Source organism: Spirosoma sp. 209 (genome assembly GCF_002006735.1).
Classification (GTDB): Bacteria; Bacteroidota; Bacteroidia; order Cytophagales; family Spirosomataceae; genus Spirosoma; species Spirosoma sordidisoli.
The window spans coordinates 511759-537984 of the sequence record NZ_MVEC01000006.1 but is presented as its reverse complement, the minus strand read 5'-3'; the positions used below and the strand labels follow the sequence as shown (position 1 = coordinate 537984).

General features: G+C 54.0%; 25 protein-coding genes. 9 read left to right on the top strand and 16 right to left on the bottom strand.

Going from position 1 to position 26226, the window contains the following annotated elements:
* Positions 1-495 precede the first annotated feature (495 nt).
* Positions 496-1197: a LytTR family DNA-binding domain-containing protein gene (locus tag B1C80_RS13285; protein WP_077921649.1), complete on the top strand. Its 702-nt coding sequence runs from the start codon at positions 496-498 to the stop codon at positions 1195-1197.
* 360 nt (positions 1198-1557) lie between these two features.
* On the opposite strand, the gene B1C80_RS13280 is transcribed toward B1C80_RS13285, so the two are convergent.
* The 7 genes from B1C80_RS13280 to B1C80_RS13250 all read right to left on the bottom strand — a co-directional run bounded on the left by B1C80_RS13280 (position 1558) and on the right by B1C80_RS13250 (position 9196).
* Entirely contained in the window at positions 1558-2250 is a 693-nt protein-coding gene (locus B1C80_RS13280) for a hypothetical protein (protein WP_077921648.1), read from the bottom strand.
* 79 nt (positions 2251-2329) lie between these two features.
* Positions 2330-3406 carry an aminotransferase class V-fold PLP-dependent enzyme gene (locus tag B1C80_RS13275; RefSeq protein WP_077921647.1) on the bottom strand — a complete coding sequence of 359 codons (1077 nt, stop codon included), beginning with the start codon at positions 3404-3406 and terminating at the stop codon, positions 2330-2332.
* A 107-nt stretch (positions 3407-3513) separates the two neighbouring features.
* Positions 3514-5448 (bottom strand): phosphoglycerate dehydrogenase, encoded by a 1935-nt coding sequence (gene serA / locus B1C80_RS13270; RefSeq protein ID WP_077921646.1) that lies wholly within the window; start codon positions 5446-5448, stop codon positions 3514-3516.
* A gap of 3 nt (positions 5449-5451) precedes the next feature.
* Positions 5452-5823, bottom strand: a complete 372-nt coding sequence (locus B1C80_RS13265) for a DUF86 domain-containing protein (protein WP_077921645.1) — start codon at positions 5821-5823, stop codon at positions 5452-5454.
* Complete coding sequence (locus tag B1C80_RS13260) at positions 5816-6103, bottom strand: nucleotidyltransferase family protein (RefSeq protein ID WP_077921643.1); 288 nt, start codon at positions 6101-6103, stop codon at positions 5816-5818. The genes B1C80_RS13265 and B1C80_RS13260 overlap by 8 nt, the downstream gene beginning before the upstream one ends.
* A 7-nt stretch (positions 6104-6110) precedes the next feature.
* Entirely contained in the window at positions 6111-7100 is a 990-nt protein-coding gene (locus B1C80_RS13255) for a YheT family hydrolase (protein WP_077921641.1), read from the bottom strand.
* A 290-nt stretch (positions 7101-7390) separates the two neighbouring features.
* A complete protein-coding gene (locus B1C80_RS13250; RefSeq protein WP_077921639.1) occupies positions 7391-9196 on the bottom strand; it encodes an acyl-CoA dehydrogenase in 1806 nt (601 codons plus the stop codon).
* 151 nt (positions 9197-9347) lie between these two features.
* On the opposite strand from B1C80_RS13250, the gene B1C80_RS13245 reads away from it, so the two are divergent.
* Both B1C80_RS13245 and B1C80_RS13240 read left to right on the top strand, forming a co-directional pair.
* Entirely contained in the window at positions 9348-9881 is a 534-nt protein-coding gene (locus B1C80_RS13245) for a DUF2911 domain-containing protein (protein ID WP_077921637.1), read from the top strand.
* A gap of 216 nt (positions 9882-10097) precedes the next feature.
* Positions 10098-10964 (top strand): hypothetical protein, encoded by an 867-nt coding sequence (locus B1C80_RS13240; RefSeq protein WP_077921748.1) that lies wholly within the window; start codon positions 10098-10100, stop codon positions 10962-10964.
* Between the two features lie 5 nt (positions 10965-10969).
* Here B1C80_RS13240 and B1C80_RS13235 read toward each other — a convergent pair whose 3' ends face one another.
* On the bottom strand, positions 10970-11875 hold the full coding sequence (locus B1C80_RS13235; RefSeq protein WP_077921636.1) for an SDR family oxidoreductase: 906 nt from the start codon (positions 11873-11875) through the stop codon (positions 10970-10972).
* Between the two features lie 111 nt (positions 11876-11986).
* Between B1C80_RS13235 and B1C80_RS13230 the strand changes: the two genes are divergently transcribed.
* On the top strand, positions 11987-13945 hold the full coding sequence (locus B1C80_RS13230) for a sialate O-acetylesterase (protein ID WP_077921635.1): 1959 nt from the start codon (positions 11987-11989) through the stop codon (positions 13943-13945).
* 75 nt (positions 13946-14020) lie between these two features.
* Here the strand turns inward: B1C80_RS13230 and B1C80_RS13225 are convergent, their stop codons facing one another.
* From B1C80_RS13225 to yidD, 3 genes are all read right to left on the bottom strand, one after another.
* Positions 14021-14422, bottom strand: a complete 402-nt coding sequence (locus B1C80_RS13225) for a DUF4174 domain-containing protein (RefSeq protein ID WP_236648752.1) — start codon at positions 14420-14422, stop codon at positions 14021-14023.
* Between the two features lie 68 nt (positions 14423-14490).
* Entirely contained in the window at positions 14491-14868 is a 378-nt protein-coding gene (locus B1C80_RS13220; RefSeq protein ID WP_077921631.1) for a co-chaperone GroES family protein, read from the bottom strand.
* Positions 14869-14971: 103 nt separating this feature from the next.
* A complete protein-coding gene (gene yidD, locus B1C80_RS13215; protein WP_206445598.1) occupies positions 14972-15181 on the bottom strand; it encodes a membrane protein insertion efficiency factor YidD in 210 nt (69 codons plus the stop codon).
* Between the two features lie 98 nt (positions 15182-15279).
* Between yidD and lgt the strand changes: the two genes are divergently transcribed.
* Both lgt and B1C80_RS13205 read left to right on the top strand, forming a co-directional pair.
* Complete coding sequence (lgt, locus tag B1C80_RS13210) at positions 15280-16113, top strand: prolipoprotein diacylglyceryl transferase (protein ID WP_077921627.1); 834 nt, start codon at positions 15280-15282, stop codon at positions 16111-16113.
* Positions 16114-16279: 166 nt separating this feature from the next.
* The gene (locus B1C80_RS13205) at positions 16280-16897 is read left to right on the top strand and encodes a transposase (protein ID WP_077921626.1); all 618 of its coding nucleotides are present in this window, start codon (positions 16280-16282) and stop codon (positions 16895-16897) included.
* A gap of 107 nt (positions 16898-17004) precedes the next feature.
* Here B1C80_RS13205 and B1C80_RS13200 read toward each other — a convergent pair whose 3' ends face one another.
* Together B1C80_RS13200 and B1C80_RS13195 are read right to left on the bottom strand one after the other, a co-directional pair.
* A complete protein-coding gene (locus B1C80_RS13200; RefSeq protein WP_077921624.1) occupies positions 17005-17940 on the bottom strand; it encodes a carbohydrate kinase family protein in 936 nt (311 codons plus the stop codon).
* 69 nt (positions 17941-18009) lie between these two features.
* Positions 18010-19395: an MFS transporter gene (locus B1C80_RS13195; protein ID WP_077921623.1), complete on the bottom strand. Its 1386-nt coding sequence runs from the start codon at positions 19393-19395 to the stop codon at positions 18010-18012.
* A gap of 122 nt (positions 19396-19517) precedes the next feature.
* Between B1C80_RS13195 and B1C80_RS13190 the strand changes: the two genes are divergently transcribed.
* Complete coding sequence (locus B1C80_RS13190) at positions 19518-20954, top strand: BamA/TamA family outer membrane protein (protein ID WP_077921622.1); 1437 nt, start codon at positions 19518-19520, stop codon at positions 20952-20954.
* 244 nt (positions 20955-21198) lie between these two features.
* Entirely contained in the window at positions 21199-23163 is a 1965-nt protein-coding gene (locus B1C80_RS13185) for an SPFH domain-containing protein (protein WP_077921620.1), read from the top strand.
* 54 nt (positions 23164-23217) lie between these two features.
* Here B1C80_RS13185 and B1C80_RS13180 read toward each other — a convergent pair whose 3' ends face one another.
* Complete coding sequence (locus B1C80_RS13180; protein WP_077921618.1) at positions 23218-23673, bottom strand: DUF2147 domain-containing protein; 456 nt, start codon at positions 23671-23673, stop codon at positions 23218-23220.
* Between the two features lie 126 nt (positions 23674-23799).
* On the opposite strand from B1C80_RS13180, the gene B1C80_RS13175 reads away from it, so the two are divergent.
* Positions 23800-24393, top strand: a complete 594-nt coding sequence (locus B1C80_RS13175; RefSeq protein ID WP_077921616.1) for a hypothetical protein — start codon at positions 23800-23802, stop codon at positions 24391-24393.
* Positions 24394-24463: 70 nt separating this feature from the next.
* Here the strand turns inward: B1C80_RS13175 and B1C80_RS13170 are convergent, their stop codons facing one another.
* Together B1C80_RS13170 and B1C80_RS13165 are read right to left on the bottom strand one after the other, a co-directional pair.
* Positions 24464-25534 (bottom strand): branched-chain amino acid aminotransferase, encoded by a 1071-nt coding sequence (locus tag B1C80_RS13170; RefSeq protein WP_077921614.1) that lies wholly within the window; start codon positions 25532-25534, stop codon positions 24464-24466.
* A 105-nt stretch (positions 25535-25639) separates the two neighbouring features.
* Positions 25640-26191: a cob(I)yrinic acid a,c-diamide adenosyltransferase gene (locus B1C80_RS13165; protein ID WP_077921612.1), complete on the bottom strand. Its 552-nt coding sequence runs from the start codon at positions 26189-26191 to the stop codon at positions 25640-25642.
* Between the last annotated feature and the right edge of the window lie 35 nt (positions 26192-26226).

Sequence of the window (26226 nt, the reverse complement as noted above, 5' to 3'; positions counted from 1 at the left end):
CCGTACCTGACGAATCAGGTCAATGAATAGGTTTACTTTTTTTACAGAAGCGCTGTATCACGTATATACGTAAGCGGTATAGAGAAAGCTCTCCGTTTCATTCGGGCAGGCACGCGCACTCTATGATATTTGTTTATCGACAATAAGCTATTGGAGGCTTTAATCCCTATAAACTATGCTTTCTCCCTAAGCCTTCCCGCAGTACTTTCAGTCTCTTTCTCGAAGCTACCAGCTTTTTTTCGGGAGTAGAGCGGCAGTAAAACCGATTGCTGAAAACAGGCTCTCAATAAAGTTGCTGAAGGATAAGTGACAAAATATCAAGACAGGTGTCTTATAGCGTATGCTTCCGATTGACTGTAATTTCCTGCAAAAGAGTACGTATGAGCAGGTGCCAGGCCGTATCGATGGTTATTTCGCCAACCGGGAGTGATCGGCGTTACGATTTACTGTTCCTTTCTGAGAATCAATACGTAGGGGTGTTAATTCTTTTTCTATATGAAAGCGTCCAGATCGGCTTCCATTCTGCTGGTTGAAGATGATATCGTTGAGGGTATCTGGCTCAGGCAAACCGTAGAAGCTATGGGATTCTCGTCCCCTTTTCTTGTACACTCTACCGACCTGGCAAAGGAGGTGATCAGGCACCATCAGCCCCAGCTCATTATCTGCGATCTGTTTTTCGACAAGTTGCCGAAAGGGCTAATGTTGTTGCAGGAGTTTGCCGAACGGGGCAGTCAGTTTATCATGATTACCAGTTCCATCGACGGATCGTTTTATGAAAAGACCCGGTCTATTGGAGTTGGCGCTCATCTCGTCAAACCGTTTCATCCGATCACACTTCAATCAACGATAGACACTGTATTGACAAGCCTGCCGCAACTCCCATCGACGGAGAAAACGCATCTGTTTATCCGAGGAGCACAAAACAAACAAGTGCGGGTAGATTTTCAGGATATCATGTATCTGTATTCAGAAAGAAACTACACCTTTATCAAGACTATACACGGACGACATACCATCAAGCGGTCACTCAGTAAAATGCTCGGCGGGTTGGACTCCCGCTTCATACGGGTACATAATAGCTACGCTGTTAATATCGATTATCTGAAATCAGTGGCTGCATCGACCCTGCTTGTTGATAAAGACGTTGTGCCGATTGGCCGGTCGTATCGTAAAAACCTGAGCGGTCTGATTAAATAAATTCCTGTATTTGATAGAATCCCAATATAAATACCGGCGCCTATTGTATTTAGTGACGCCGGCATAAATGTCGGAGCTATTCATCAATCTAACCAATTGGGATCTGGACCGATATCCGGTAAATGAATAGCCCCGGCATTTATGCCGGGGCGTTTTTATAGGCAAATGAATTCTCCGGTATGAATAGCGGAGCTATTCATAAATATAACAAGTTGAGATCTAGACCGTTGGCCAGCAAATGAGTAGCCCCGGTCTATGTACCGGGGCTACTCATCAATCTAAACAACCGAAATCTGGACCGATATCCGATGAATAAATAACCCCGGCATTCATGCCGGGGCTTGTTGTAAAAATTGATTTCTACCGATTGCGCTGGCCGCGGCCGCCGAACTGGCCAAGATAATAGTTGACGCCAACCTTAAGCCGACCGCCCCGTCCCTGGCTGGCGGTAGGGTCGATCCGGTTATAGAAGTTGCCTTCGTACGAAATTTCGGCCCCCAGTCGGCGGAGGATCCAGGCCATAGCGCCGATCTCCAGACCGACGCTGGTGTAGCGCGATTTTTCATTGGCACCAATCGTTTCTGAAAACTCCCGGCCGCTGTTCAGGCTGGCGCCGATAAAGCTGCTGATGCGGGTGCGGAATGGATAATAGCGGGTAAACAGACCGAACTGGCGGGCCCGGTATTGATTACCAACCAGCCGCTCATTATCGTACCGAAGACCAGCCGCAAAGCCAGGCTGAAAGAAATAGCCCGCCCGGGTATTGATGGATAGATAAACCTGCTCGTTGGCAACACCGAAGGCCAGCCCTCCACCCACGAAGGCATTACCCGGCTGAAACCAACTGAGCTGATTTCGCTGCTGATACGATATAGAACGATCAACCTCTTCGCTTACCTTTTCTTCTACCTCGGCCGCTTTCTGCCGGGCCTCCTGTTTGGTCTCGTCGTTGATCAGAGGCCGGTTCCGACCCGTCGAGTCGGCGTTGTTCTGTGCATAAGCCGCTACTGACAGACCAACTAGCAGGGTTGTTGTTTGAAGTAAATTTTTCATCGTCGTTGAGTGCTTAATCATGCCGAAAGAGACATCGACTAATTAACCGCCAACCTACGATAAGGTTTGCTATAGCGTGTTACCGGGCTAACTGCCTCAGTAACTGCTCTACCTGCTCAGCCGACGTAGCCGGGAAGTTGGCAATGCGGATTTGTGAGTCTTTTAATTTACCGTAGCCGCTGCCTACCACCATGTTGGCCATCCGGGCCGAGGCAATCACATCGGCCGACGACCGCCGGGTGTTGGCCACAATCACGGTCTGCGAGCGGTGACGCTCTTCTTTAACGAAAGGCTCGAACGCTTCGGAACCTTCAAGAAATTTATAAATAGCTTTGGCCTTCTCTTCGGTCTGCCGCCGAATGTTGGCGATGCCGATCTGGTTGAAGTCTTCCGCCAGTTTCCCCAGAATATAGATGAACAGTACGTTGGGGGTGGCGGGGGTCTCGAATGTCTGGGCGTTTTTCCAGAGGGTAGGCAGCGTATGATGCGCCCCAATGGTCAGCGAATCATATTGCTGAAGCCGCTCGGCTTTTTCGAGGCAGGCTTCGCTGGCGATCCAGACGCCCAGACCGGCGGGCATACCAAAAGCTTTCTGCACCGAGAAAAAGGCCGAATCGATCAGGCCAAAGTCCAGGTCGGGATACGGGGCTGACGAGACCATATCGACGCAGAACAGCTTTTTCGGGTATTTCCGCTTTAGCTTGTGCATGTCGGCCGGTTTCATCTGCACCCCCGACGAGGTTTCGTTATGGGTCAGGCAAACCACTTCGGCGTATTCGGGTACGTCGATGTCGGCAGCGTCGAACCCCTGACCAAACGGCTTTTCGAACAGGTGCGCAAACTTGTGGAGGCTCTGGGCGTAGTCGTAAAACTTGCGCGAGAAAGAGCCGTTGACGGCGTGAAAGCTTTCGTGCTCCACGCAGTTAAGTAGTATCCGTTCCCATACTTCCGACGCCGAACCGGTAAAGAAAATCCGGTGGGTGGCCGGAATATTCAGCAACAGCCGCAGCTGCTCGTCGGTATGTCGGTAGATATCCTGAAACCGGCGGCTTCGGTGCGAGATAGACCCAATCTGCTCGTCGAGGGCGGTTTGCAGATGCGTATAAAACGAAGGATATAACTCGGCCGGGCCGGGGGTAAAGTAGGTGTTTTTCATGAGAGCAGAGATTGAGTGAATTAGTGATTGAGTGAATGAGCGAGTCAAAAAAAGTAGTTTATCCGAACCAGTTTGCCCAATCACTAATCCACTCAATCACTCATTAACTAATATAAAAGTCTGAACTTGATGGTGTTGTCGATCCCTTTCAATTCCTGTACCACGTCGTCGGCATACTCTTTGGCTACGTCGGTAATCACATAGCCGATCTGCTCGTTGGTCTTCAGATACTGGCCGTGAATGTTGATGTGGTACTTGGCAAAAATGGTGTTCATTTTGGCCAGAATACCCGGTACGTTCGCGTGAATATGCAGCAGCCGGTGAGCGCCCTTCAGCAGCGGCAGCTGCAGTTCGGGAAAGTTGACGCTGCCGTAGGTGCTGCCGTTGTTGATGTATTCGAGCAGTTTGCCCGGTACAAAGCTGCCAATATTGGCCTGAGCTTCTTCCGTGCTGCCGCCAACGTGGGGCGACAGGATTACGTTGGGCAGACCGCGCAGAGCGTTGACGAACTCTTCGTTGTTGGTTTTAGGTTCCTGCGGAAATACGTCGAGGCCTGCGCCAACCACTTTGCCGCGCTCGATGGCATCGACCAGGGCCGGAATATCGACGATGTGGCCGCGCGACAGGTTCAGGAAAATAACCCCGGTTTTCATCAGCGCAAACTCCCGGTAGCTGATCAGGTTCTTGTTTTCCTTGCGGCCGTCGGTATGCAGGCTGATGATGTCGGCAATGGCCAGCAGCTCGTCCAGCGATTTGCATTTGCGGGCATTACCCAGCGCCAGCTTGTCAACGGCATCGTAGAAATACACTTCCATACCCAGCGCTTCGGCCACGACCGATAGCTGCGTACCAATGTTGCCGTAGCCAACCAGTCCGAGTTTTTTACCCCGTACTTCAAAACTGTTCTTGGCCGACTTGTCCCAGACGCCCTGGTGCATGGCGTTGCTCTTGGGCACGATACCCCGGATCAGCATAATGATTTCGCCGATGGCCAGCTCTACTACCGAGCGGGTGTTGCTATAGGGTGCGTTGAAGACGGCAATGCCTTTTTCGGTGCAGGCATCGAGATCGATCTGGTTGGTACCGATGCAGAACGCGCCAACGGTCATCAGCTTGTTGGCGTGCTCCAGAACCCGGCGTGTAACCATGGTCTTGGAACGGATACCCAGGATCGACACATCGCGGATGGCCTCGATCAGTTCATCTTCGTCCAGCGCGCCTTTGTGAATCTCGACGTTGAAACCTTCTTCCTCGAACAGTTGAACCGCCACCGGGTGAACGTTTTCCAGCAGCAGAACCTTGATCCGGCTCTTGGGGTACGACTGGCTCCGGCTGAGGTGATTGTGGTACAGAAATTCGTCGAGCGACGGGGCAATGTGGTCGGCTTTCTCCACAACGCGCGGCCGCATAACATTCTCCGTGAAGGCGTAGAACCGGTTGGCCAGCCCCGATGCCTTGATCTCATAATCGGTATAGCCGTCGCCGATGACGTACACTTCGCCGTCGAGGTTGAGCTGCCGGATCACCTGCGATTTGCCGCCGTTGGCCGACAGCGGGTTTTCCGGATCGAAACCGATAATCTCGCCGGTTTCGCCGAACACGAAGGTATTGGCAAACACATGTTCGGCCCGTACGCCAAGCGACGTTACGATGGGGACAATGAACTCCCGGAATCCGTTCGAGACGATATAAATATGCTCGGCATGTTCGGTCAGGAAAGGGGCGTTGCGCTGAAACGAATCCGAAATCTTGCCCATGAGCGTTTCGACCAGGGCCGGCAGATGATCGCGGTGGGCGTGAAGAAGCTTCAGGCGCAGCTCGAGCGATTCGGTGAAGGAGATCTCGCCGGACATCCCCCGGTCGGTAATGGCCTGGATCTGGGCCAGCACATCATCGCGGTCGGGACGGCCAATGAGCGATATCTCGCCCAGTACGTCCAGAGCCTCTACCTTGGTGAAGGTGCTGTCGAAATCGATGATGTAATACGTCTGTTCGGCGGGCAGGCCGGCCGTGCGGTCAACGCTGGGGTCTTTGGTGAGCATGGTCTATGCAGGTTCATTTTCCAGATCATCTGGAAACTCATTCGTGAAGATGGCTTCAATAGCCAATTGCAGGGGCGGTAAATGCGTAATGACGATGCGCCATACTATTTCGTAATCGACTCCGAAATAGTCGTGAACAAGAATGTGTCGTGAACGGATAATCTTCAGCCATTCTATTTGCGGATGTGTTTCCCGAAAGTCTACAGGAACCCGGTTCGCTGCTTCTCCCAACACTTGTACATTTCTAATAACAGCATCATGTGTTTTTCTGTCGTCGACGAACTGCTCGAATGAATAGCCATCTATAAACGATCGGATTGCCTCAATCGCATCAAGCATATCGTATAACAAGTAACGAACAGATCGTTTAGACATACTGCAATTGCGGTTGTATATACGACATGAGCGAGGGCTTCACCGCTTTCCGGGTAACGATGTCTATCTTTTTGTGGAGGAGATTTTCCAGCTCGATCGTTAAGTCGATAAATTCAAAACCAACAGGTCTGCTAAACTCGACCATGATATCGATATCACTTTCTTCAGAAGCTGTTCCATCGGCATACGAACCGAACAGGGCTATTGACGTTAGAGGATACGTCGTGAATAGCCGCTCTTTGTGGGTTTTCAGCACTTGCTTGATGTGTTGTGCGTCCATGGTTTTGCTAGTCAGAATCCTGTAAAAACGCCACGGTCCGCTTTTCGGACCAGTACGTACCGTTAATGCCGCCCTGCCGGGGTGGAAACCCGCAGTGGCCTCCTGCTTCCGGGAACTCCATCCAGACGGTAGGTAGTTCCCGCGCCAGGGCTTCGGGGAAGCACTCGGGCGATAGAAACGGGTCGTTTTTTGCGTTCACAATCAGCGTCGGAATGCAGATAGCCGGCACGTACTGAAGTGAACTGCTGCGGGTATAATAGTCGGTTACGTCGCGAAAGCCATTCTGCGGAGCCGTAAACAAATTATCAAACTCCCGTACACTGCGGGATCTGATAACGGCATCGGTCGGAAAAACGCCCGGCATCAGCGCGGCTTTTTGCAATACTTTTCGTTTGAGGGTTCGGTTGAACCGGTAGTTATAGACCCGGCTGTCCCATTGTTCGAGCCGCCGGGCTGATCCCATCAGGTCGAGCGGAACCGAGAAAACGACAGCTCGCTGCACAACCGGATTCAGCGCTCTGCTTTGTTCGCCGAGGTATTTTAAGGTCACGCTCCCCCCCGCGCTGAAACCCATCAGATGAATCGCAGCGTATCCTTTTGCGGTGGCGTAGTTGAGTACAAAATGCAGGTCGGTGGTTTCGCCAATATGGTAGAACCGCTGCTGCCGGTTCAGCTCACCACTGCACGAACGGTAATGCCAGGCCAGGCAGTCGAACCCGTTTCGGGTCAGGTGCTGCACCATACCCGCCAGATACTGACTTGACGAGCTGCCTTCCAGGCCGTGCGAAAGAAGTACCAGCGGAGGCAGCAAGTCGGATTGCGGTCTGTTCGTAGCGAAGGCCCAGTCCAAATCCAGAAAGTCCTGATCCGGCGTATCGATCCGCTCACGGACGTAAGGGACCGTGACCTTGCGGAACAGCGAGGGAATGATGGTTTGCAGGTGACCACTCCACAGACGTGCGGGCGGTACATAACTCGACTGGGCAATCAGCGGCATTGGCAAACGCGGGTGATTGAAGCCGCAAAGGTAGCATTTAATTCAGCAGTGGACAGCCTGATTGCTAACGTAATAAATGATTGACGCCTAAAAAACGTCTATCAGACAGGTCTGAAAACGCCAAAAGAACCCTTACCTACAGGTTCTTTTGGCATATTAGTCAGTCGATACGCCCTGCTGATGGACCATTCAGCGGCTGTACAAATGGGCATGACTTATAGCTAAATCCAGCTAAAAACAGGGGTGACCTATTTCAGACTGGCCGAAGTGGTATGGCTGACGATTGCGCGTTACAGCGCCAGTTCTTTCTCCGAAACGATCGTTAAGACTTCGGGGTCTTTGAGTCGCTGCGCCAGTCCCAGCGTTTTGGGAACCTCGTAATGGAAATAGAATTTCATCGTATGAATCTTGCCTTCGTAAAAAGCCAGATCGTCGCCCTCCGGATTCTTGGTAAGCAGAGCCTGTCTGGCCACTACGGCCTGCTTGAGCCACTGCCAGGCTACTACTACAATGCCGAATAACTCCAGAAACAGGGTAGCATCGGCCAGGTAGCGTTCGGTATCGCCTTTCATGGCGTGGGGCATCAGGCTCACGAAAACATCCTGCGTCCGTTTCAGCTCACCGGCGAGTTGGTCGCCGTAGGGCTTTAGGTCATCGAACAGGCTGGCGTCGGCAATAACTTTGCTGATCTCGGCGAAGAGCAGCTGCGGAGCTTTCCCGCCCTTCATAGTCATTTTACGACCCAGCAAATCCTGCGCCTGAATACCCGTTGTTCCTTCGTAGATGGGTGTAATGCGGATATCGCGGTACAGTTGCTCTACCGGGAAATCTTCTGTGAATCCGTACCCGCCAAAGGTCTGCAAGCTTTGGCTAACCGACTGCACGCCCATCTCGGACGGAAAGGATTTGGCGACCGGCATGAGCAGATCGAGCAGCAGGAACGCATTTTCCTTTTCTTCGCCTTCGGCCACCCGGCTGATGTCATAGAGCCGGGCTGCTTCGAGCAGCAGCGACAACGACCCTTCGGTTACCGACTTCTGGAAAAGCAGCATCCGTCGTACGTCTGGGTGGTTGATGATAGGGGTCTGGGGTGCGTCGAGCCGGTTTTTTTCGTTCAGCCGACGGCTTTGCGGACGTTCTTTGGCGTACTGGAGGGCTGCGTAATAAGCCGCCGTTGCAATAGCCGCTGCTGTCATGCCAACGCCAATGCGGGCTTCGTTCATCATCTGGAACATATAAGGCAGTCCCTGATGCGGCTCGCCAACCAGGTACCCCAGGGTGTTGTCGTTAGAGCCCATGGTAAGGTGCATGGCCGGTACGCCTTTCTGCCCCATCTTATGGTAAACCCCCGTTGACTGCACATCGTTATCGACGAAAGCGCCGGTCTCGTCGGGGCGGTACTTCGGAACTACAAACAGGGAGATGCCCTTCGTCCCCTTGGGCGCACCGTCGATGCGGGCCAGCATCAGATGGATGATATTTTCGGCGGCATCGTGGTCGCCAGCCGATATAAACACCTTTTGTCCCTTGATCTTGTACGTACCGTCGGGCTGTGGGGTGGCCGAAGTCGTCACATCGGACAGCGATGAACCGGCCTGGGGTTCGGTTAGTGCCATGGTACCCTGCCATTTGCCGGCCAGCATCTGGGGAACGTAGAACTCGTTCAGTGCCGGCGAGCCAAACGACGTAATCAGGTGAGCGGCTCCCGAGGTCAATCCGGAGTACATCATGCCGTTGTTGGCAGCCATCAGGATGAATCCTACCAGCGAGCTGATCATCTGTGGCAACTGCTGACCGCCCTGTTCGAAGGAGAAACCAGCGCCGATCAGCCCTGCCTCGCCCATAGCATGCATGAACTCTTTTACCTTTGGGTGAACGGTTACCTGCCCGTTCTTCAGCTCAGGCTGGTTCTGATCTACCTCTTTCAGGTAGGGGTACATCAGGGTATCGGCAATATAGGTGGCCGAGTCGATAACGAGATTGAATGTTTCACGATCGTGCGCACTGAAATACTCGTATTGAGTTAACTCGTCAGCGTTGAAGACCTCATGGAGCAAAAAATGCAGGTTACGTTTGCTGAAATAAGTAGTTGCCATGCCAAAAGAGAGTTGAAATTGGTATGCGTGCATACTGTTTATGGGGTAAAAATACCAAGTTTTGCGGTAATCCTCATACCGATGCCCAAAAACTATCGTTTACTTTGTGCAGTTTACATTGCAGTACATTAAACCAACCAACATGTCACACATGAAAAATTTAATTGTTGCCTGCGCGCTTCTGCTTGCCGCCGTTTTTCAGGTCCAGGCGCAGGATAAAAAACCACCCGCAAGCCCCAAAATAACGGCTGAAAGTCCGGACAAAAACATTACCGTTGTATATGGCCAGCCTTCTAAAAAGGGTCGGGTAATCTTCGGCGCAGACGGCTCGAACAGCCTGGAAAAATACGGCAAAGTATGGCGCACGGGCGCTAACAATGCCACGGAGGTGACGTTCAAAAACGATGTCATGTTTGGCGGTAAAATGGTGAAGGCGGGCACGTACACCCTGTTTACCATTCCGGGCGAAAAAGAGTGGAGCGTTATCCTGAACAGCACGCTGGGTCAGTGGGGCGCTTACGAATACGAAAAGACCAAAGCCACTGATGTCGCTTCGGTAAAAGTGCCGGTGTCGTCCACCAAGACGCCCATCGAGAAGCTAACCATTACGCCTTCTAATAGCAGCATTACAATTGCCTGGGACAACGTAACCGTATCGGTACCGGTCATGAAACACGGTAGTTAAGCCGTGGCCGACGGGGTGGTAATTCCGTAGAAACTACTCAAGCGAACCCCGTTCCGAAACGAGCGGGGTTCGCTACGTTTAGGGGGGAAATTGCTTGAAAAACTGAGCAGTGGATAAATAGGTAGCTTTTTTTGCGACATATGCATAAAAAGTAGCGTAAATAGTTAACAAACAATCCTTTATCGTGTTACTTTGCGAAACGCTAACCACAACCGCATGATGAAACGCTACTTAATGTATATACTGTTCGGTCTGGCCGTATTACCCGCCTACAGCCAGGGCATTACGGATTACTACCGGTTGCCGGATCGCGTTCATCAGTATGACCGGCTTCTGCTGAAATACGGCGGTCCAACGGTGCGTGACCGCTGGTACGTCGCCCTCGACGGGTTTCTGACAACCAACCGCGCTCAACTCGATAATTCGTTTGGTGGCCTGATCGAAAGTGATCGCATTATCCGGGCTGGCATGGGCGGAGCTATTGGCTGGTCGCATCGGGAGCGCTGGGCTGTTGAAGCTGGCTACGCCCGCATGCCTATTCAGACGCAGGTATCGATCAGCAACGCATCTTACCCGATCAACTTTCGTTATCAGACCATTGGTGACGCCTTTATGCTGCGCGGCAAACGGCGCGTGCTGTCAACTAGTGGCCCCTGGCTTCGTTCTGGCTTCTGGCTGAGCGGAGGAATCTGGATGCTGCCTAACAGTGGCCAGCAGGAAGGCCGTTTTTCGTTGTTGGGATACCGGTACCGGGGCCGCAGCGAAACGCCCGACACCCTGCGCCTGGTTAGCAATACCAATGCCGCCAGCCGCCCAACCGCCGTTGCCGAACTGGGGGCCGAGTATAACGTTCGGCTCAGCAACAGCCTGGACCTGGGTTTTTCGGTTCGCAAACGCTGGGGTTTAAATCCGGCCCTGACAACGGATGTTCGTTATACGGTTAACCAGTCGGCTCCTCAGGAGGCTCAGCTGATCAGCCGGGGATCCGGTATGAACTACGGCCTTACCCTGCGGTACACGCTCGCTATCCGGCGCACGGTACCCGACGTGCTCGATGTACAGGGCAAGCCACGAATTCGCTGAACGTATCAGAGCCAGACCGACCGATAGGCGTCGGCAAACTGCCTGAACGTGATGGGAGGGCGACCCAGCAACTGGGCCGTTTCTTCGGTAAGCCGCGCTCCCTTGCCCAGTTTCGAAACCGTATAGAGCGCCGTCATCACGAGCGTAAAGCCCAGCGGGTTCTTCTCTCTCCTCCACTTTTGCCAGATAAACCGGATAATCGACGGGTTGCGATAGGTGATTCTGTTCCCTACTACCCGGCTCAATATCCCGGCTATTTCATCATAAGTCAGCGCTTCGGAGCCGGTGAGCTCATAACCCCTGTTTTGGTAGGCCTGGGTCGGGTTTGTCAGCACCAGCTCCGCCACGGCGGCAATATCCCGCACGTCCACAAAACTGGTACGCCCCCGACCGGCCGGTATGAAAATCTCGTGGCGGTCCTTGATCTCGTCACGATGGGTAGTGCTCAGGTTCTGCATAAAAAAGCTGGGCCGCAGAAAAGTAAAAGGTAAACCAGCCTCTACAATAAGTCGCTCGATTTTGTGGTGGGGCGTGACCGGATTATTCTCAACCCCCTGCAGCGACAGAAACACCACATGGCGTACGTCGGCCTGCTTCATGGCCTGTACGAACGGGGCAAAATACCGATCGACATCAGCCAGTTGAGGGGGCCTGACAAGGAGTACGCGACTAACGCCGGCCAGAGCAGGAGCAAACGTACCGGGGTCGGTAAAATCAAGGCGAACAAACCCGTCGGGCTGTACAGCCGTATCGGTTTCCGCGTCGACGCGACTACGCCCGCCCGCTACCACGTCGCGCGTGGTCCGATCGGGACGCAGCATCAGAAGGCGAAGGGTCTCCAAACCGACATTCCCACTGGCTCCGGTGATCAGGATTCGTTCGGCCGGCGTCTGATTCGTTGTTTCAGTCATTGCGTTTCGTTGAAATTACTGAACAAGCGGCTTGTCTGATGAGGATAAAAGCGTCAGTTTCGCTTTTCTGTCCGGGAGCTGCACGATTATATCTATAAAATGCTGAAACGAATGAAAGGTTTTAAAGGTGGCCTGACAATACTGGCCTGGCTACTTGTGCAGGTAACCTTTGCGGAGGTTCGCTTACCAGCCGTATTTGGTTCACATATGGTTTTGCAACGTCGAAAGCCCGTACCGGTCTGGGGAACGGCAACCTCGGGCGAGAAAATTACGGTTACGCTGGCTAGTCAGACAAAAACCGTAAAGGCGGGAAAAGATGGGCGCTGGCGTACTACGCTGGATCCGATGGAAGCGGGCGGGCCGTACCAGCTGGTGGTGAAAGGGCCTACAAATACGGTTGCGTTTGATGATGTGCTGCTGGGCGAAGTATGGGTCTGCTCGGGCCAGTCGAACATGGAATGGCCACTTCGCATGGCCGCCAACGGCGAAAAAGAAATCCGAACGGCCAACTTCCCGCAAATCAGGCAGCTGGGTGTCAAAAAGGCAATGAGCCTGACGCCCAAGGCTGATCTGGAAGCCGAATGGACGGTGTGCAGCCCGGAAACGGTGCCAAACTATACGGCTGTGGGCTACTTTTTTGCCAAGCAGCTGCAGAAAGAGCTAAACGTACCCATTGGGTTGATTAATACATCCTGGGGCGGTACCCATTCCGAAACCTGGACCAGCCGGGCCGCATTTGAGCAGGACAGCAGCCTGCGAGTGATCGCTTCCAGGCTGCCGGCCACCTACGAAGAAGTAACCCAACGGGGACGAGACCGGCTTCTTAAGCTGATTCAGGACCGGCAGGGGGGCTTGCCAACGGCCGCTGACGAGCAAATCTGGGCCAAACCCGATCTGGATGCTTCGTCCTGGAAGTCGATGAACGTTCCGGCCGACTGGGCAGGGCGGGGGTTACCGGTACTCGACGGCGTAGTCTGGTTTCGGCGTGAGGTGATCGTTCCGGAGGGGACTCCGCTGGCAAAAGCAACCCTGCGTTTCGGCTCGGTCGACGACCGCGATTCTACCTACGTGAACGGCCAGCTGGTTGGCAGCAGTAAAGGCCTGGACCCGCGCGCCTATGTACTTCCCGAGGGTTTGCTGAAGCCGGGGCGTAACGTTATTGCCGTGCGGGTCGTTGACGAGGGCGGAGCGGGTGGCTTTATGGGTGATCCCGAGAAAATGCGGCTCTCTATCGGCAATACGGATCTGCCGTTACAGGGCGCCTGGCAATATCGGGTGGCTCATGTGTTTGCGTCGTCGTATAAACCCGGCCCGAACTCACACGCGACCCAGCTTTTCAATGCCATGCTGAACCCACTCATTCCGTACGCCATTCAGGGGGTTATCTGGTACCAGGGCGAGTCGAACGCGGGGCGGGCCTATGAATACCGAAAGTCGTTTCCGCTGATGATACGCGACTGGCGACAACACTGGGGCGATGAGTTTCCGTTCCTGTTCGTTCAGTTGGCCAGCTTCAACTCGGCCAACGGCAACAGTCGGCAGGGCAGTACCTGGGCCGAACTGCGCGAGGCACAAACCATGGCGCTGAAGCTACCCAAAACCGGGATGGCGGTCACGTCTGACATCGGCGACCGGGATGATATTCACCCCCGTAATAAACTGGATGTAGGCCTCCGCCTGGCGGCTGAAGCGATGCGGGTAGCGTACGGAGATGCTCGTGCTGTATCGCAGGGACCGATGGTCGAGGGGATGACCGTAGCCGGAAATCGGGCTGAACTAACCTTCCGGAATACGGGCGCTGGCCTGATGGCAAAGGATCGGTACGGGTATGTTCGTGGATTTGAAGTGGCCGGTGCCGATCAGAAGTTCTACTATGCCAAAGCGGAGATAAAGGGTAACGCAGTTATCGTTCAGAGCGATTCGGTAGCGGTGCCCGTCGCCGTTCGGTACGGCTGGGCCGATGACAACGGCGATGTCAATCTCTACAATCGGGAGGGCTTCCCGGCCGTGCCTTTCCGCACCGACACCTGGAAAGGCATTACCGAAGCGGCAAAGTTCGAGAATCAGTAGGAGAGTTTAAGTGAGGGTGGCTGACCCACGTGAATCTCACATGTCAGCCACCCTGGATCGACAACCGGCTGGCTGTTAAGGTTTCTTCGCTTCCTGCCTGCGCATCGGCATGCTGTCGATGAGGTTGAAAAGCTCTTCGGCCGGAACGGGCTTTTTGTAGGTCTGCTTAATGCCACCATCTTTCCCGATCAGCCAGCCCATGTAATCTTCGTGGGGAACGAGTTTAAACTCGCTCTGCATCAGAAATTGCCGATCCGGCTCCTGAAGATCGGAGGCTATCAGGACAATGACGTCCAGATCCCGTTCGGCCATGGCTTCTTTATGTTCGTGCAGGGCCTCCTGCTGGTCAATCAGGTAGTGCTGGCCGGGGCTACCGCTGCTGGCATCGCGCCCATACAGCAACAACACACGCCGGTGGTCTTTCTTTTCGTTCAGTATCGCCTTAAGCGACTTCCGTTGATTCGCTACGCTTTCCATAACAAGGGTTAGCACTATTAGCAGTGCTGTCAGACTCACTAACCAGCGGTTTTGCATAGTGTTTGGCACTACAGTAAATCTTCAGATCGTTCCAGCATCAGGATGGAGGACTGGGGCACAATGACATACTGCTCGCCTTCGTACTGTAACTCAACGGCGTTGCGTTGCAGGTATAGTGCTATATCGCCCTCCTGAGCCTGAAGCGGCATGTACTTTACTTTTTCTTCGGTCTGTTTCCAGGGTTCATCGTCTGTCGGAGCCGGAATGGGATAGCCGGGCCCTACCTTAATAACGTAACCCGACTGAACCTGTTCTTTTTCCTGAACGGTTGGCGGCAGGTAAAGCCCACTGGCGGTGCGATCGCTGGGGTCTTTCGGTTTGATCAGCACCCGATCACCGACTACAATCAGGCGCTTGAGTTTATTGTCGGCAGTGATTCCAATCATCGCATCATTCGTTGCTACATGTGTGAAAAATAGGGGAACAACAATCAGGCAATTCAGATCAACCGTGTCAAAATGACAGCCCGCTGCGTCAATGTGGCGACCGTCAGGGCACCGGATCATGTCCGTGTCCCCCCCAGGGATGACACCGACCGATGCGCTGAATACCTAACCAGCCCCCCCGAACAGGCCCGTGTTTCTGAATGGCCTCAATCATGTATTGCGAACAGGTGGGGGTGTAGCGGCAGGCGTTGGGGAAGTAGGGCGATACCATGGCCTGGTAAACCTTTACCGATCCGATCAGAATACGTTTCATCATTGATTCGTTAACAGCAAAACGGGCAAAAACTTTCCGGCAATCTGTATCTTTGCCCACCGTCGCTTGTGTCAGGCCGGCTTTGACTTCAATTCGTTATGCTCCAATACGTTATTTGGGACGTTGACCCCGAACTATTTCACATCGGTTCTTTTTCGGTGCGCTGGTATGGCCTGTTGTTTGCCCTGGGTTTCCTGATCGGGATGCAGATCATGACCTACATCTTCAAAAAAGAAAACAAGCCCGTAACGGATACCGACACGCTGTTGATTTACATGGTCGTTTCAACCATTCTGGGCGCCCGGCTTGGTCATTTCCTTTTCTATGAACCCGAAATCCTGCTGAAAAATCCACTCGAAGTCATTTTGCCGCCCTACCGCGGTCTGGCCAGTCACGGCGCTGCGGTCGGTATTCTGACCGGACTGTGGCTGTACTCGCGTCGGAAAAATAGCCAGGCTACCGGACAGACGTTTTTCTGGGTGACGGACCGGATCGCCATTACCGTGGCGCTGGCGGGCGCCTGCATTCGTTTCGGAAACCTGATGAACTCCGAGATCGTAGGTCGGCCAACGGACGCCCCCTGGGCGTTTATCTTCATGAACAATGCCGAATACGAAAAGATACCGCGGCATCCGGCTCAGCTATACGAGTCGATTTCGTGTCTGATTCTCTTCTTCATCCTGCTCTGGTTCTGGAACCGGAACAAAGAGCGGACGCCGAGAGGCAGTCTGCTGGGTATTTTTCTGATCTGGGTATTTACGCTCCGTTTTTTCTACGAATACCTGAAAGAAAACCAGGTGGCTTTCGAGAACAACATGGCCCTGAACATGGGTCAGATTCTGAGCATTCCGGTGGTCCTGATGGGTATCTACTTCCTGTTCAGGAGCTACCAGCAAAAGACTACTCATCGCGATACGGTCAGTGTAAAATAGAATCGTCGACAGGAAGATATACGCAAGAAAGAGGGCCTCAGGGCCCTTTTTTATTGATTCGCGCAAACGGATCTTACGTTTACTAAAAAGTATGTAAACGCCGGTTCAGGGTTCCGGTATATTGCTGACCGATAATTTGTTCATTGATTCCTAAATCTGATTGTCCATGAAAATTAACTCGTACGCAGGGCTGACCGTACTGGTGCTGGCCGTTTCGCTGACCGGATGCGGTAACAAGGAAGAAGAAAAGAAAGACGAAGCCTCCGTATCGGCCATGGGCGCGATGGACGCTATGAAAGAAATGGCGGCACAGGCCGAAGAAATGGGGAAAAACGGACCCGTAGAAACGGTCGATTTCCGCTCGCTGAAAGAGTTGCTTCCCGAAGAGGCCGACGGACTGACCCGTAAAGAAGCAACCGGTGAGAAAAACGGAGCCGCTGGCTTCACGGTCTCGACGGCAAATGGAAAATACGCCAATAGCGACGAGAGCGAAACGATCGAGATAAGCCTGGTCGATGGCGGTGGCTCCGCCATGATGATGGGTTTGGCCGCCTGGTCGATGATTGAGGTCGATAAGGAAACCGAAAATGGCTACGAGAAAACCAGCACGATGGGTGGCAATAAAACGTACGAGAAGTACGACAATGCCGATAAGTCGGGCGAAATAGCGATGCTGGTCAACAAACGATTTATCGTCACGGCCAAAGGCCGGGGCGTCAGCATGGAGAAGCTCAAAGCCACGCTGGACGACGTCGACCTCGCCAAACTGGCGTCGTTGAAATAACCCGAAAAGCCTGAAAAGCGAAGGGGCCTGCGACCAGTGCCCCTTTTTTCGTTGGTATGGAATGCTGGACCTGGATCGAGGCAGGCTAAGCCCAAAAGCGCAGTTGGTTAGTAAAGATCCTCCCGGTTGATGTGTTCGGGAAGGGGACCCTGCCGCGTCAGTTTCATTTTGGCGAGGGCCGCTCCTACGTGGGCGCAGTTGGCGGGGGCATAGCCGTCGAGGTAAGCGGTCAGGAAACCGGCCCAGTATGCATCTCCGGCGCCCGTAGCATCGACTACATCGACCTTACGACCGGGGACTCTGGCCTGCTTCGCTCCCTTGTCATACGAGACCAGACTGCCATCGGCACCCAGGGTCAGGCAGACTAACGACGCGCCCATCCGGTGAAAATCAGTCAGTACCGTCTCGGGCGACTGAGGTCCTCCATAAAGCCGGGTTACGTCGTCTTCGCTGACCTTTACCAGCGGACCAGTTTTGAAATAGTCGGTCAGGATGCGCCAGGCCTGATCGCGGTCGGGCCAGATGGAGGGGGCGTAGTTGGCGTCGATACTAACCTGACAACCAGCCGCATGGGCTCGCCGAGCCGCATCGACGATAGCATCCTGGGCAGGTTGGCGACTGAGCGCAAAGCAGGTAGTATGAAAAATGTCGGCCTGGGCCAGCAACGAGTCGGGAAGTTGAGCAGGCTGTATACACCGATCGGCCATGCGGTAGGCTACAAAGTCGGGTGTTCCTGCCGTACGGGATACCACAACGATACTCGACGGTTCGAACGGATCGGCAACAACGTACTGCGTATCTACGCCCGCTTCGGTTACTTCCCGCGTCAGATACCGGCCAATGTTATCATTGCCAACGCAGGCAACCAGCGCCACTTTATTACCAAGCCGGGCCATGTTGGCAGCCATATTGGCCGGACTTCCACCCTGGTACCGTCTGAAATCCTGGGTATCGAGCAGGCTGGTTGATACATGGTGACCAATAAAGTCGGCCAGCAGTTCACCGACAGAAAGCAAAGCGTAGGGACGGGGCGGGGTAGTCATGTAACAAACGGATTGCGGCCAGGAAGCGCTCCCGGCCGCAATCGCAAATGTAAAGAAGAGTTTGAAAAATCAATGCCCGCCGGGGCCAAGTGGGAACGCAGCTTGTTCGCTGGCGCGGGTTTCTTTTACCAGAAAACAGGCGCCTGCCCCGCACAACAGCAGTACGCCCGCCAGTGCCAGTGCGTTACGCGGGTCACTGCCCAGTAGCGGCCCATAGATAAACTTAACCGTGACGTTGTTGATGATCTGGGGCACTACGATGAACCCGTTGAAGATACCCATATAAACACCCATGCGCTGTTTGGGAACGGAGTTAGCCAACAGCACGTAAGGCATCGACAGAATAGAGCCCCAGGCCAGTCCCACGAGCGCCATACCAAAGGCGAAGATCATTTTGTCTTCTGATAACAACATTGACAGAAAACCCAGCCCACCAATGCTCAGGAAGAGCGCATGGGTGGCCCGCCGACCTATCCTGTCCGCAATGGCCGGAAGCAGGAATGAGATCGTGAAGCAGCCTACGTTGAAAATAGCGAAGCAAAGGCTACCCCACTGCGTACCTTCGGCGAAGCCCAGCGGATTGGTTTTGGCGTCGGGCGCGTTGAAGGCGTGGCGCGCAATAGCCAGCGACAGAAACTGCCACATGAGCGGCAGCGCATACCAGGTGAAGAACTTAACCCACCACAGCTGGCGCATGGTTTTGGGCATATCGCGCAACGCGTGAGCCAGCTCCGTGAACATCCCGCTGATGCCTGCCCCTTCCTGCTTTTGCTTTTCGAACTCCGCCATATCGTCGGGCGGGTACTCGTCGGTGGTGTAGATCGTCCAGATTACAGCTGCAATAACCGCAATGCCACCGATGTAAAACGAGTATTTTACGAAGTCCGGAATGCTGCCCCCATTGCTGGTCTGCATCAGGGTAATGCCGAAAATGGGCAGAATATACGGCATGAGGTTGGCCAGGGTCTGTCCGAAACCGACAAAAAAGCTCTGCATCGCAAAGCCGAGCCCCCGTTGGTCCTCGTTGAGCTTATCGCCGATAAACGCCCGAAACGGCTCCTGCGTGATGTTGAGGCCGGTGTCCAGAATCCACATCAGGCTGGCCGCCATCCACAAAGCCGATGAATTAGGCATCAGAAACAGGGCCAGGCTCGTTACAATAGCACCGATCAGGAAGAAGGGTTTCCGGCGGCCCCAGCGTGGCGACCAGGTTCTGTCGCTGATCGACCCGATGATGGGCTGAACGATCAGGCCGGTTACAGGACCAGCCAGCCACAGGATCGGAATGTTGGCTTCGTCGGCGTTCAGGTACCGGAAAATAGGGCTCATGTTTGCCTGTTGCAGCCCGAAGCCATACTGTATGCCGAAAAAGCCGAAACTCATGTTCCAGATTTGCCAAAAAGTTAGCCGGGGTTTTGTAGCCTGTGTCGACCGCTGGATTTTTTCGGTTTCCATTTACAATGCAGGATTTGAAGTAAGCGTCGTAGTTTTAATGAATGGGCAACAATTATACGCAGGGTTTTGCAGGATAGGCAGATAATCTTGTCTTATTTTTTTGAATTGATGTACTTTTGATAATGATTCCGAATGTGTGGCTGCCTGTTGTCATGATGCTGACGGGGTTCCTTCTGATCGGGCAGATGGCCCTGGCTAAACCAGCTACCGACTCAACCCAATCGGTCGTTGTACAGTCGATCGTACTGCAGGGAAACGAGCGGACCCGCGATCGGATCATACGGCGCGAAATGACGCTGCACATTGGCGACACCCTCCAGCTGTCCAGCCTGCCCGGCCGTATTACCTGGGATCAGCGTAATATCAGTAATACCAACCTGTTCATCACGGTCGAGATACAGCCCCGGCTTACCCCCGCGTCCGACACGACCCAACCGGCCCGACTCGACCTGACGGTGGTCATGAAAGAGCGCTGGTATCTCATTGCCTACCCGGTCTTCGATATTGCCGACCGAAATTTCAACGAGTGGTGGTACGACCGGGGGCGCGATTTTCGGCGGGTTATTTACGGCGGTCGGCTCAGCTACCGTAACGTGACGGGCAACAACGACCGGCTACAGCTCATTCTGGAGCGCGGCTTTCTGTCCCGAACGGTATTATCCTACGCCATGCCCTACGTTGACCGGGCGCAGAAAATAGGCCTTCGCCTGGACCTCAGCTACCAGACAAACAAGGAAATACCGTATCGGACACTGGCCGATAAGTGGGTGTACACCCGTTCGGAAGACGTCTTGCGCGAAAGGGCTTTTGCTGCCCTTGTGATGACCTACCGGCGTGGTCTTTACCATTACCATACCATCGAGACGCGCTACACACGCAATACCATCAGCGATACCGTGGCCCGGCTCAATCCCGACTACTACCTCGATGGTAGCACGCATCAGCGTTTCCTCAACATGAGCTACAATTACCGCTACGACCGGCGCGACAATGTAGCCTATCCACTGCGGGGAACGCTGTTTACCGCGTCTATCGGTGCAAGCGGGCTGCTGCCCAACGATAATTTTCACTACCTCGAAACGCTGGGTTCGCTTACGCACTACTGGCCGATGGGGGGGAAGTTCTATGCCGCAACCAACCTCCGCGGGCGCTCGGCATGGCCCAACCGGCAGCCCTACGCGGTACTGCGCGGACTCGGCAGCGCCTACGATATGGTACGTGGGTATGAGTTGTATGTGGTTGATGGCCAGCGGTTCGGTATATGGCGCAACAGCTTTCGGTACCAGCTGTTCAACACGGTGAAACAGCTGAACTGGTTGCACATCAGGCAGTTCAATACGCTGCCCATTGCCGCTTACGTTACGGCCTTTGCCGATGCGGGCTATGTCAGCAGTACGGTGGCTGAACAATACCAGAGCCAGCTGGCCAACCGCATGCTGTTCGGTACGGGTATGAGCCTCGATATTGTTACCTATTACAACATGGTCCTGCGGTTTAGCGGCACCCTTAATGCGCAGGGCAGAACCGGGTTCTTCTTCAACCTGGCGCAGGAGCTGTAGGCATTCCATTCATCCAGGTCCCTATCCAGTCCGGCCATGTCGCGGCCGATCATCCAGTTTGCCTGTGCCTGATTAGGTGGTATAGATACCTTTACGGAGTCAAATCGACACTCATTTCTGACTCCCATGTAGACGCCCCGTCTTCATTTCTGCCGCCCGTACCTGTCTGGCCAGGGCGATCGAAGCGCCTGATTCGCTTCCTGTTCTCTGTTTATTTCTTAACCAGTTAACACATCATTGATCGATGGAATTTCTACCGTTTTTAGCCGGCTGGAGCTGGCTGGTTGTGCTTGTTATAGCCGTTGTGCTGTACAAGTGGGTACTGCGCTTTCTGTTCGGGATGGTCATTGTGCCCGAAAACCGGATTGGTCTCGTAACCAAAAAATACGTGCTGGTCGGTAACGACCGTGGGCTGCCCGATGGTCGGATCATTGCCACCAAAGGCGAGGCTGGCTACCAGGCCCAAACGCTGGCGCCTGGTCTGTACTGGTGGCTCTGGCCCTGGCAGTACGGGATCGACATGCAGCCATTTACGGTGGTGCCGGAAGGGAAAATTGGCCTGGTTCTGTCAAACGACGGGGCCGAGCTGCCAACGGGAAACATCCTGGCCCGCCGTGTGGATTCTGACAACTTCCAGGATACAGAGCGATTTTTGTCGGGCGGAGGGCAAAAGGGGCGGCAAACGTCGGTGCTGACGCCCGGTACCTACCGGATCAACACGTATGCATTTACGGTTACGATTGCCGACATGACCGTCATCCGGGAAAATATGGTCGGTATCATAACCACCCTCGATGGCGCTCCGCTGCAACCGGGCCAGATTGCCGGCCGGAATATTGAGGGACATAACAACTTCCAGAACATCGACTCATTCCTGCAAAGCGGTGGTAACCGGGGGCTTCAGCCGCAAGTGGTTCTGGCTGGTTCGTATTACATCAACCCCTGGGCGGTGCAGATCGAAGAAATTCCCATGACCGAAGTGCCCATTGGCCATGTAGGCGTGGTCATTTCATACATCGGCGAAGACGGCGAAGACCTCACCGGCGCTGCGTTTAAGCACGGCAATATTGTTCGGAAAGGATTCCGGGGGGTCTGGATGGAGCCACTGGGACCGGGCAAGTACCCGATCAATACCTATACCATGAAGGTAGAAGGGGTGCCAACCACGAACCTGGTGCTGAACTGGGCTAACGCCCGCTCGGAGTCGCACAACCTCGACCGCAACCTGTCGACTATTACGGTACGGTCGAAAGACGGGTTCCCGTTCAACCTCGACGTGGCGCAGATCATTCATATTCCGGCCAATGAAGCGCCGAAAGTGATTGCCCGCTTTGGCAGTATGAATAACCTCGTATCGCAGGTGCTGGAGCCGACCATTGGCAACTACTTCCGCAACTCGGCTCAGGATTCGGATGTAATTGCGTTCCTGAGCACCCGGAAAGAACGACAGGAAGCCGCCCGCGATCATATCAAGCAGGTACTGGAAATCTACAACGTCAACGCCGTCGATACGCTCATCGGTGATATTGTGCCGCCCGACAGCCTGATGAAAACGCTGACCGACCGTAAAATCGCGCAGGAAGAAGAAAAGACCTACGAAACACAGCGGATGGCGCAGGAAAAACGGCAGGGTATGGAGCGGGAAACCGCCCTGGCCGACATTCAGCGCGAGGTCGTAAAGGCGCAGCAAAGTGTTGAAATTGCGCAGCGTACGGCCGATGCCGCCGTTAAGAAGTCAGAAGGGGAGGCCCGTAGTCTTAAGCTGCAGGTTGGGGCCGAGTCGGAAGCCACCAAGATCCGGGCCGAAGCCAATGCCGAAGCCCGGCGCCGTCAGGCCGCGGCCGATGCCGAAGCGACCAAACTAACCGCCGATGCCGAAGCCGAACGCATTGCCAAAACCGGTACCGCCGAAGCCGAAAAAATTCTGGCCATTGGCCGGTCAACGGCCGAAGCCTACGAACTACAGGTTCGGGCCATGGGCGACGAGAACTTCACCCGCTTCAAGATTACGGAAGAGATCGGCAAAGGCCAGATTCGTATCATTCCTGACATTGTTATCAACGGTAGCGGCTCCGGCACCGATGGCTCGCTGAACGGGCTCATGGGCCTGAAACTCCTCGAACAGATCGAAGAACGTAAAACCGGTACGCCCACCCGAATCGTAGACATCGTTCCTAACCAGGATGCAGCAGATAAACCGGGCGAGTAAACCCGGGTGAAGGTACGGCCACTGTTGATACACAACCGGCGGTGGCCGTGTTTTTTAGGGAACCCGCGTCCAGGTAATGGTTTTGCCCAAAAACCGCATGCCCATCATGTAGCCATGTACTTCCATCGTATTGGCATCGCGAAGGGTTAGTTCGCAGCCGTACGTTTTGCCATCTTCGGGGTTATAGATCTGGCCATCGCCCCAGACATTGTTGCCTTTGTAAAGCAGGTTGGTCATGATCGGCAGGTTCAGCAGCGGCCGATGCCGAAGATGAACCTGCGGGTTGAGCTTATCGAGTTTAGGTTTGCTGGTCGAGACGTCGGTAGGCTCGAGCATCCAGACCAGTTTGCCGAAGTAGCGGTCTCCGTGTTTGTAGATCAGAACCTGGTTTTTCTTTTTAGAACTGAGCCAGCGCCCGACCACCGCATCCGGGTTATCGGCCGGGGCGGCAAACGCCAGAGCAGGAATGACCAGAAGAACGAATAGAAACCGTAAGCGTACTGTGTTCATGAACCGGCGTCGAGTAAAAATGGGTGACTGACTACTAAACGAAAAAAAAAGGACACTTGCTATACAGAGGCCCATTACCGGGTTCGTGGACGTACCTTTGTGTCGATCAATTAATAGCCCAGTCGAATGATCCGGTTTATTCTTCATATTGGCATAGCCACACTGTTTGCCACCTTACAAGCCTGCAATAACGGGCAGAAAACCACCAGCCAGCCGGCCGATTCGGCAACGGCCGGTCAAACCCAGCCCAATCCGGCTGTCGATTACGCGGCCGAACCCATAACGGGTCGACTGGCCAGCCTTGGCCTCACCCGCGACAGCCACTGGCGGGGCATCAGCCTCGGTGACGATTTTTCCTCGGTGAAAACGACCGAGAAAGGCGAAGCGTTTGAGAACGACGCCCGACACGTAGGGTACACGGTCGAGTTTCCGAGTCTGGAAAGTATGGATGTGCTATACTACCAGCAGAATGGAAAGGTGTCGACCATTACCGTCGACCTGTTCCTGAACAACCGCGTATCGGTTGATGGGTATAGCAAAGAGCTGACTACGTACTTCACAGCCCGCTACGGGGCGGCCAGACTAAGCAACGGCAGCACGAACTGGAACGGGCCGACTGGCGAGCAGGTCTCCCTCCGCGATGTCTCGAAAGGCAAAGATTTTGGCCTCAAAATTACCATAGCCCCCGCCGGGCAAACCCCGGTGTCGGCCAGGAGATAGGTATAGCTACAAATAAGCCGGCCCCGCTCTACACAGTGTAAAGCGGGGCCAATTTGTTTATACAGGCTGACTAAATCTTATGCACCCAGCCAAACTCATCAGCTATTTTGCCGGTGCGAATATCGGTCAGGTGGTTCTTCACCCGAACGGCAAACGAATCTTCGGGAGCGAACTCGGGCAGCATATGGTCTTTGCCGTTGTAGCCGATCAGGGCGTAGGGCGATACGACCACAGCGGTTCCTGCCCCGAACGCTTCGGTGAGCCGACCGGTTTCAATCCCATTAATTACCTCGTCGATCGACACGGGCCGTTCTTCGACGGTGATACCCCACGAGCGGGCAATCTGCAAAATGGTATCGCGCGTAACCCCTTTCAGGATCGAGTCTGAGGTGGCAGGGGTTACCAGTTTGCCATCGATCATGAACATGATATTCATGGTGCCTGACTCTTCGATGTATTTATGCTCGCGGGCGTCGGTCCAGATCAGCTGATCGTAGCCCTGTTGTTGAGCCAGGAGCGTGGGGTATAACGAACCGGCATAGTTACCGGCGCATTTGGCGTAGCCAACACCGCCCGGTGCCGACCGGATGTATTCCGTCTCTACCTTCAGCTTGGGCGGGGTCGTGTAGTACGCACCAACGGGGCAGGTGAAAATGCAGAACCGGTACGTTTTAGACGGAGCCACACCCAGGAACGTGTCGGTAGCAAACATATACGGCCGGATGTAGAGCGAACTATCGGGCTGGGAGGGTACCCAGTCGGCATCGACGCGTAAAAGTGCTTCCAGACCGCCCATGAATACTTCTTCGGTCAGGGTTGCCATACACATGCGTCGGGCCGATTCGTTCATCCGTTCGAAGTTGGCGTAGGGCCGGAACATCAGCACCTCGCCCGCTTCGTTCTTGTACGCTTTCATACCCTCAAAAATCGACTGACCGTAATGAAGCGACGATAGAGCCGGGCTTAGCGTGAAATTGTCGAAGGGCACAATCATCTGATTCTGCCACTGACCATCTATGAAGTCGGCCACGAACATGTGATCCGAGAAATGTTTACCGAAGGGCAGGTGATTGAAATCCACCTCCTGAATGCGAGAGCGTTCCGCTTTCCGCAATTCAATCTGCAAGACGTCCGTCGTCATAATCAGCGTGTTGGTTAATGAGTTAGAAGACGAATTGTCTTCTGCGACAAAGCTAAAAAATTAGATTGAGGAAAGTTAGTTGTTAAGACAACTTTCTTTTCCTGTTTATTTCCGGGGTTTCCAGGCTACTTCTTCCGCTCCCAATTCCTGTGCCATTTTCCGGCTTAGTACGAAGAGGTAATCAGACAGGCGGTTGAGGTATTGAATAACCAGTGGATCAACGGGGCTGCTATCGTTCAGCGCAATGGTCAGCCGTTCGGCGCGTCGGCAAACGGTTCGGGCCAGGTGGCAGAACGATACCGCTTCGTGACCGCCCGGCAACACGAACGCCCGCAACTCAGGCAGCTCGGCATCCATCGCATCCATGGCCTCTTCGAGGAGCGTAACATCGTTGGGCACGATGGCTGGCATGGCCTGCTTCGGTGCTTTTTCCGGATCGGTGGCCAGCTCGGCTCCAATCGTAAACAGTCGGTCCTGTATTTCTTTCAGAAGGTCTTTCCGGAGCGCATTAACGGCCTGATCGCGCACAAGGCCAATCCAGGCATTCAATTCATCGACAGTACCATAGGCATCGATTCGTAAATCGGCTTTGCTCACCCGCCGGCCACCAATCAGGGCCGTCTGCCCTTTGTCCCCTGTTTTCGTGTAAATCTTCATACAGTTCTATAAACCAAATTCTTCCACAAACGGCT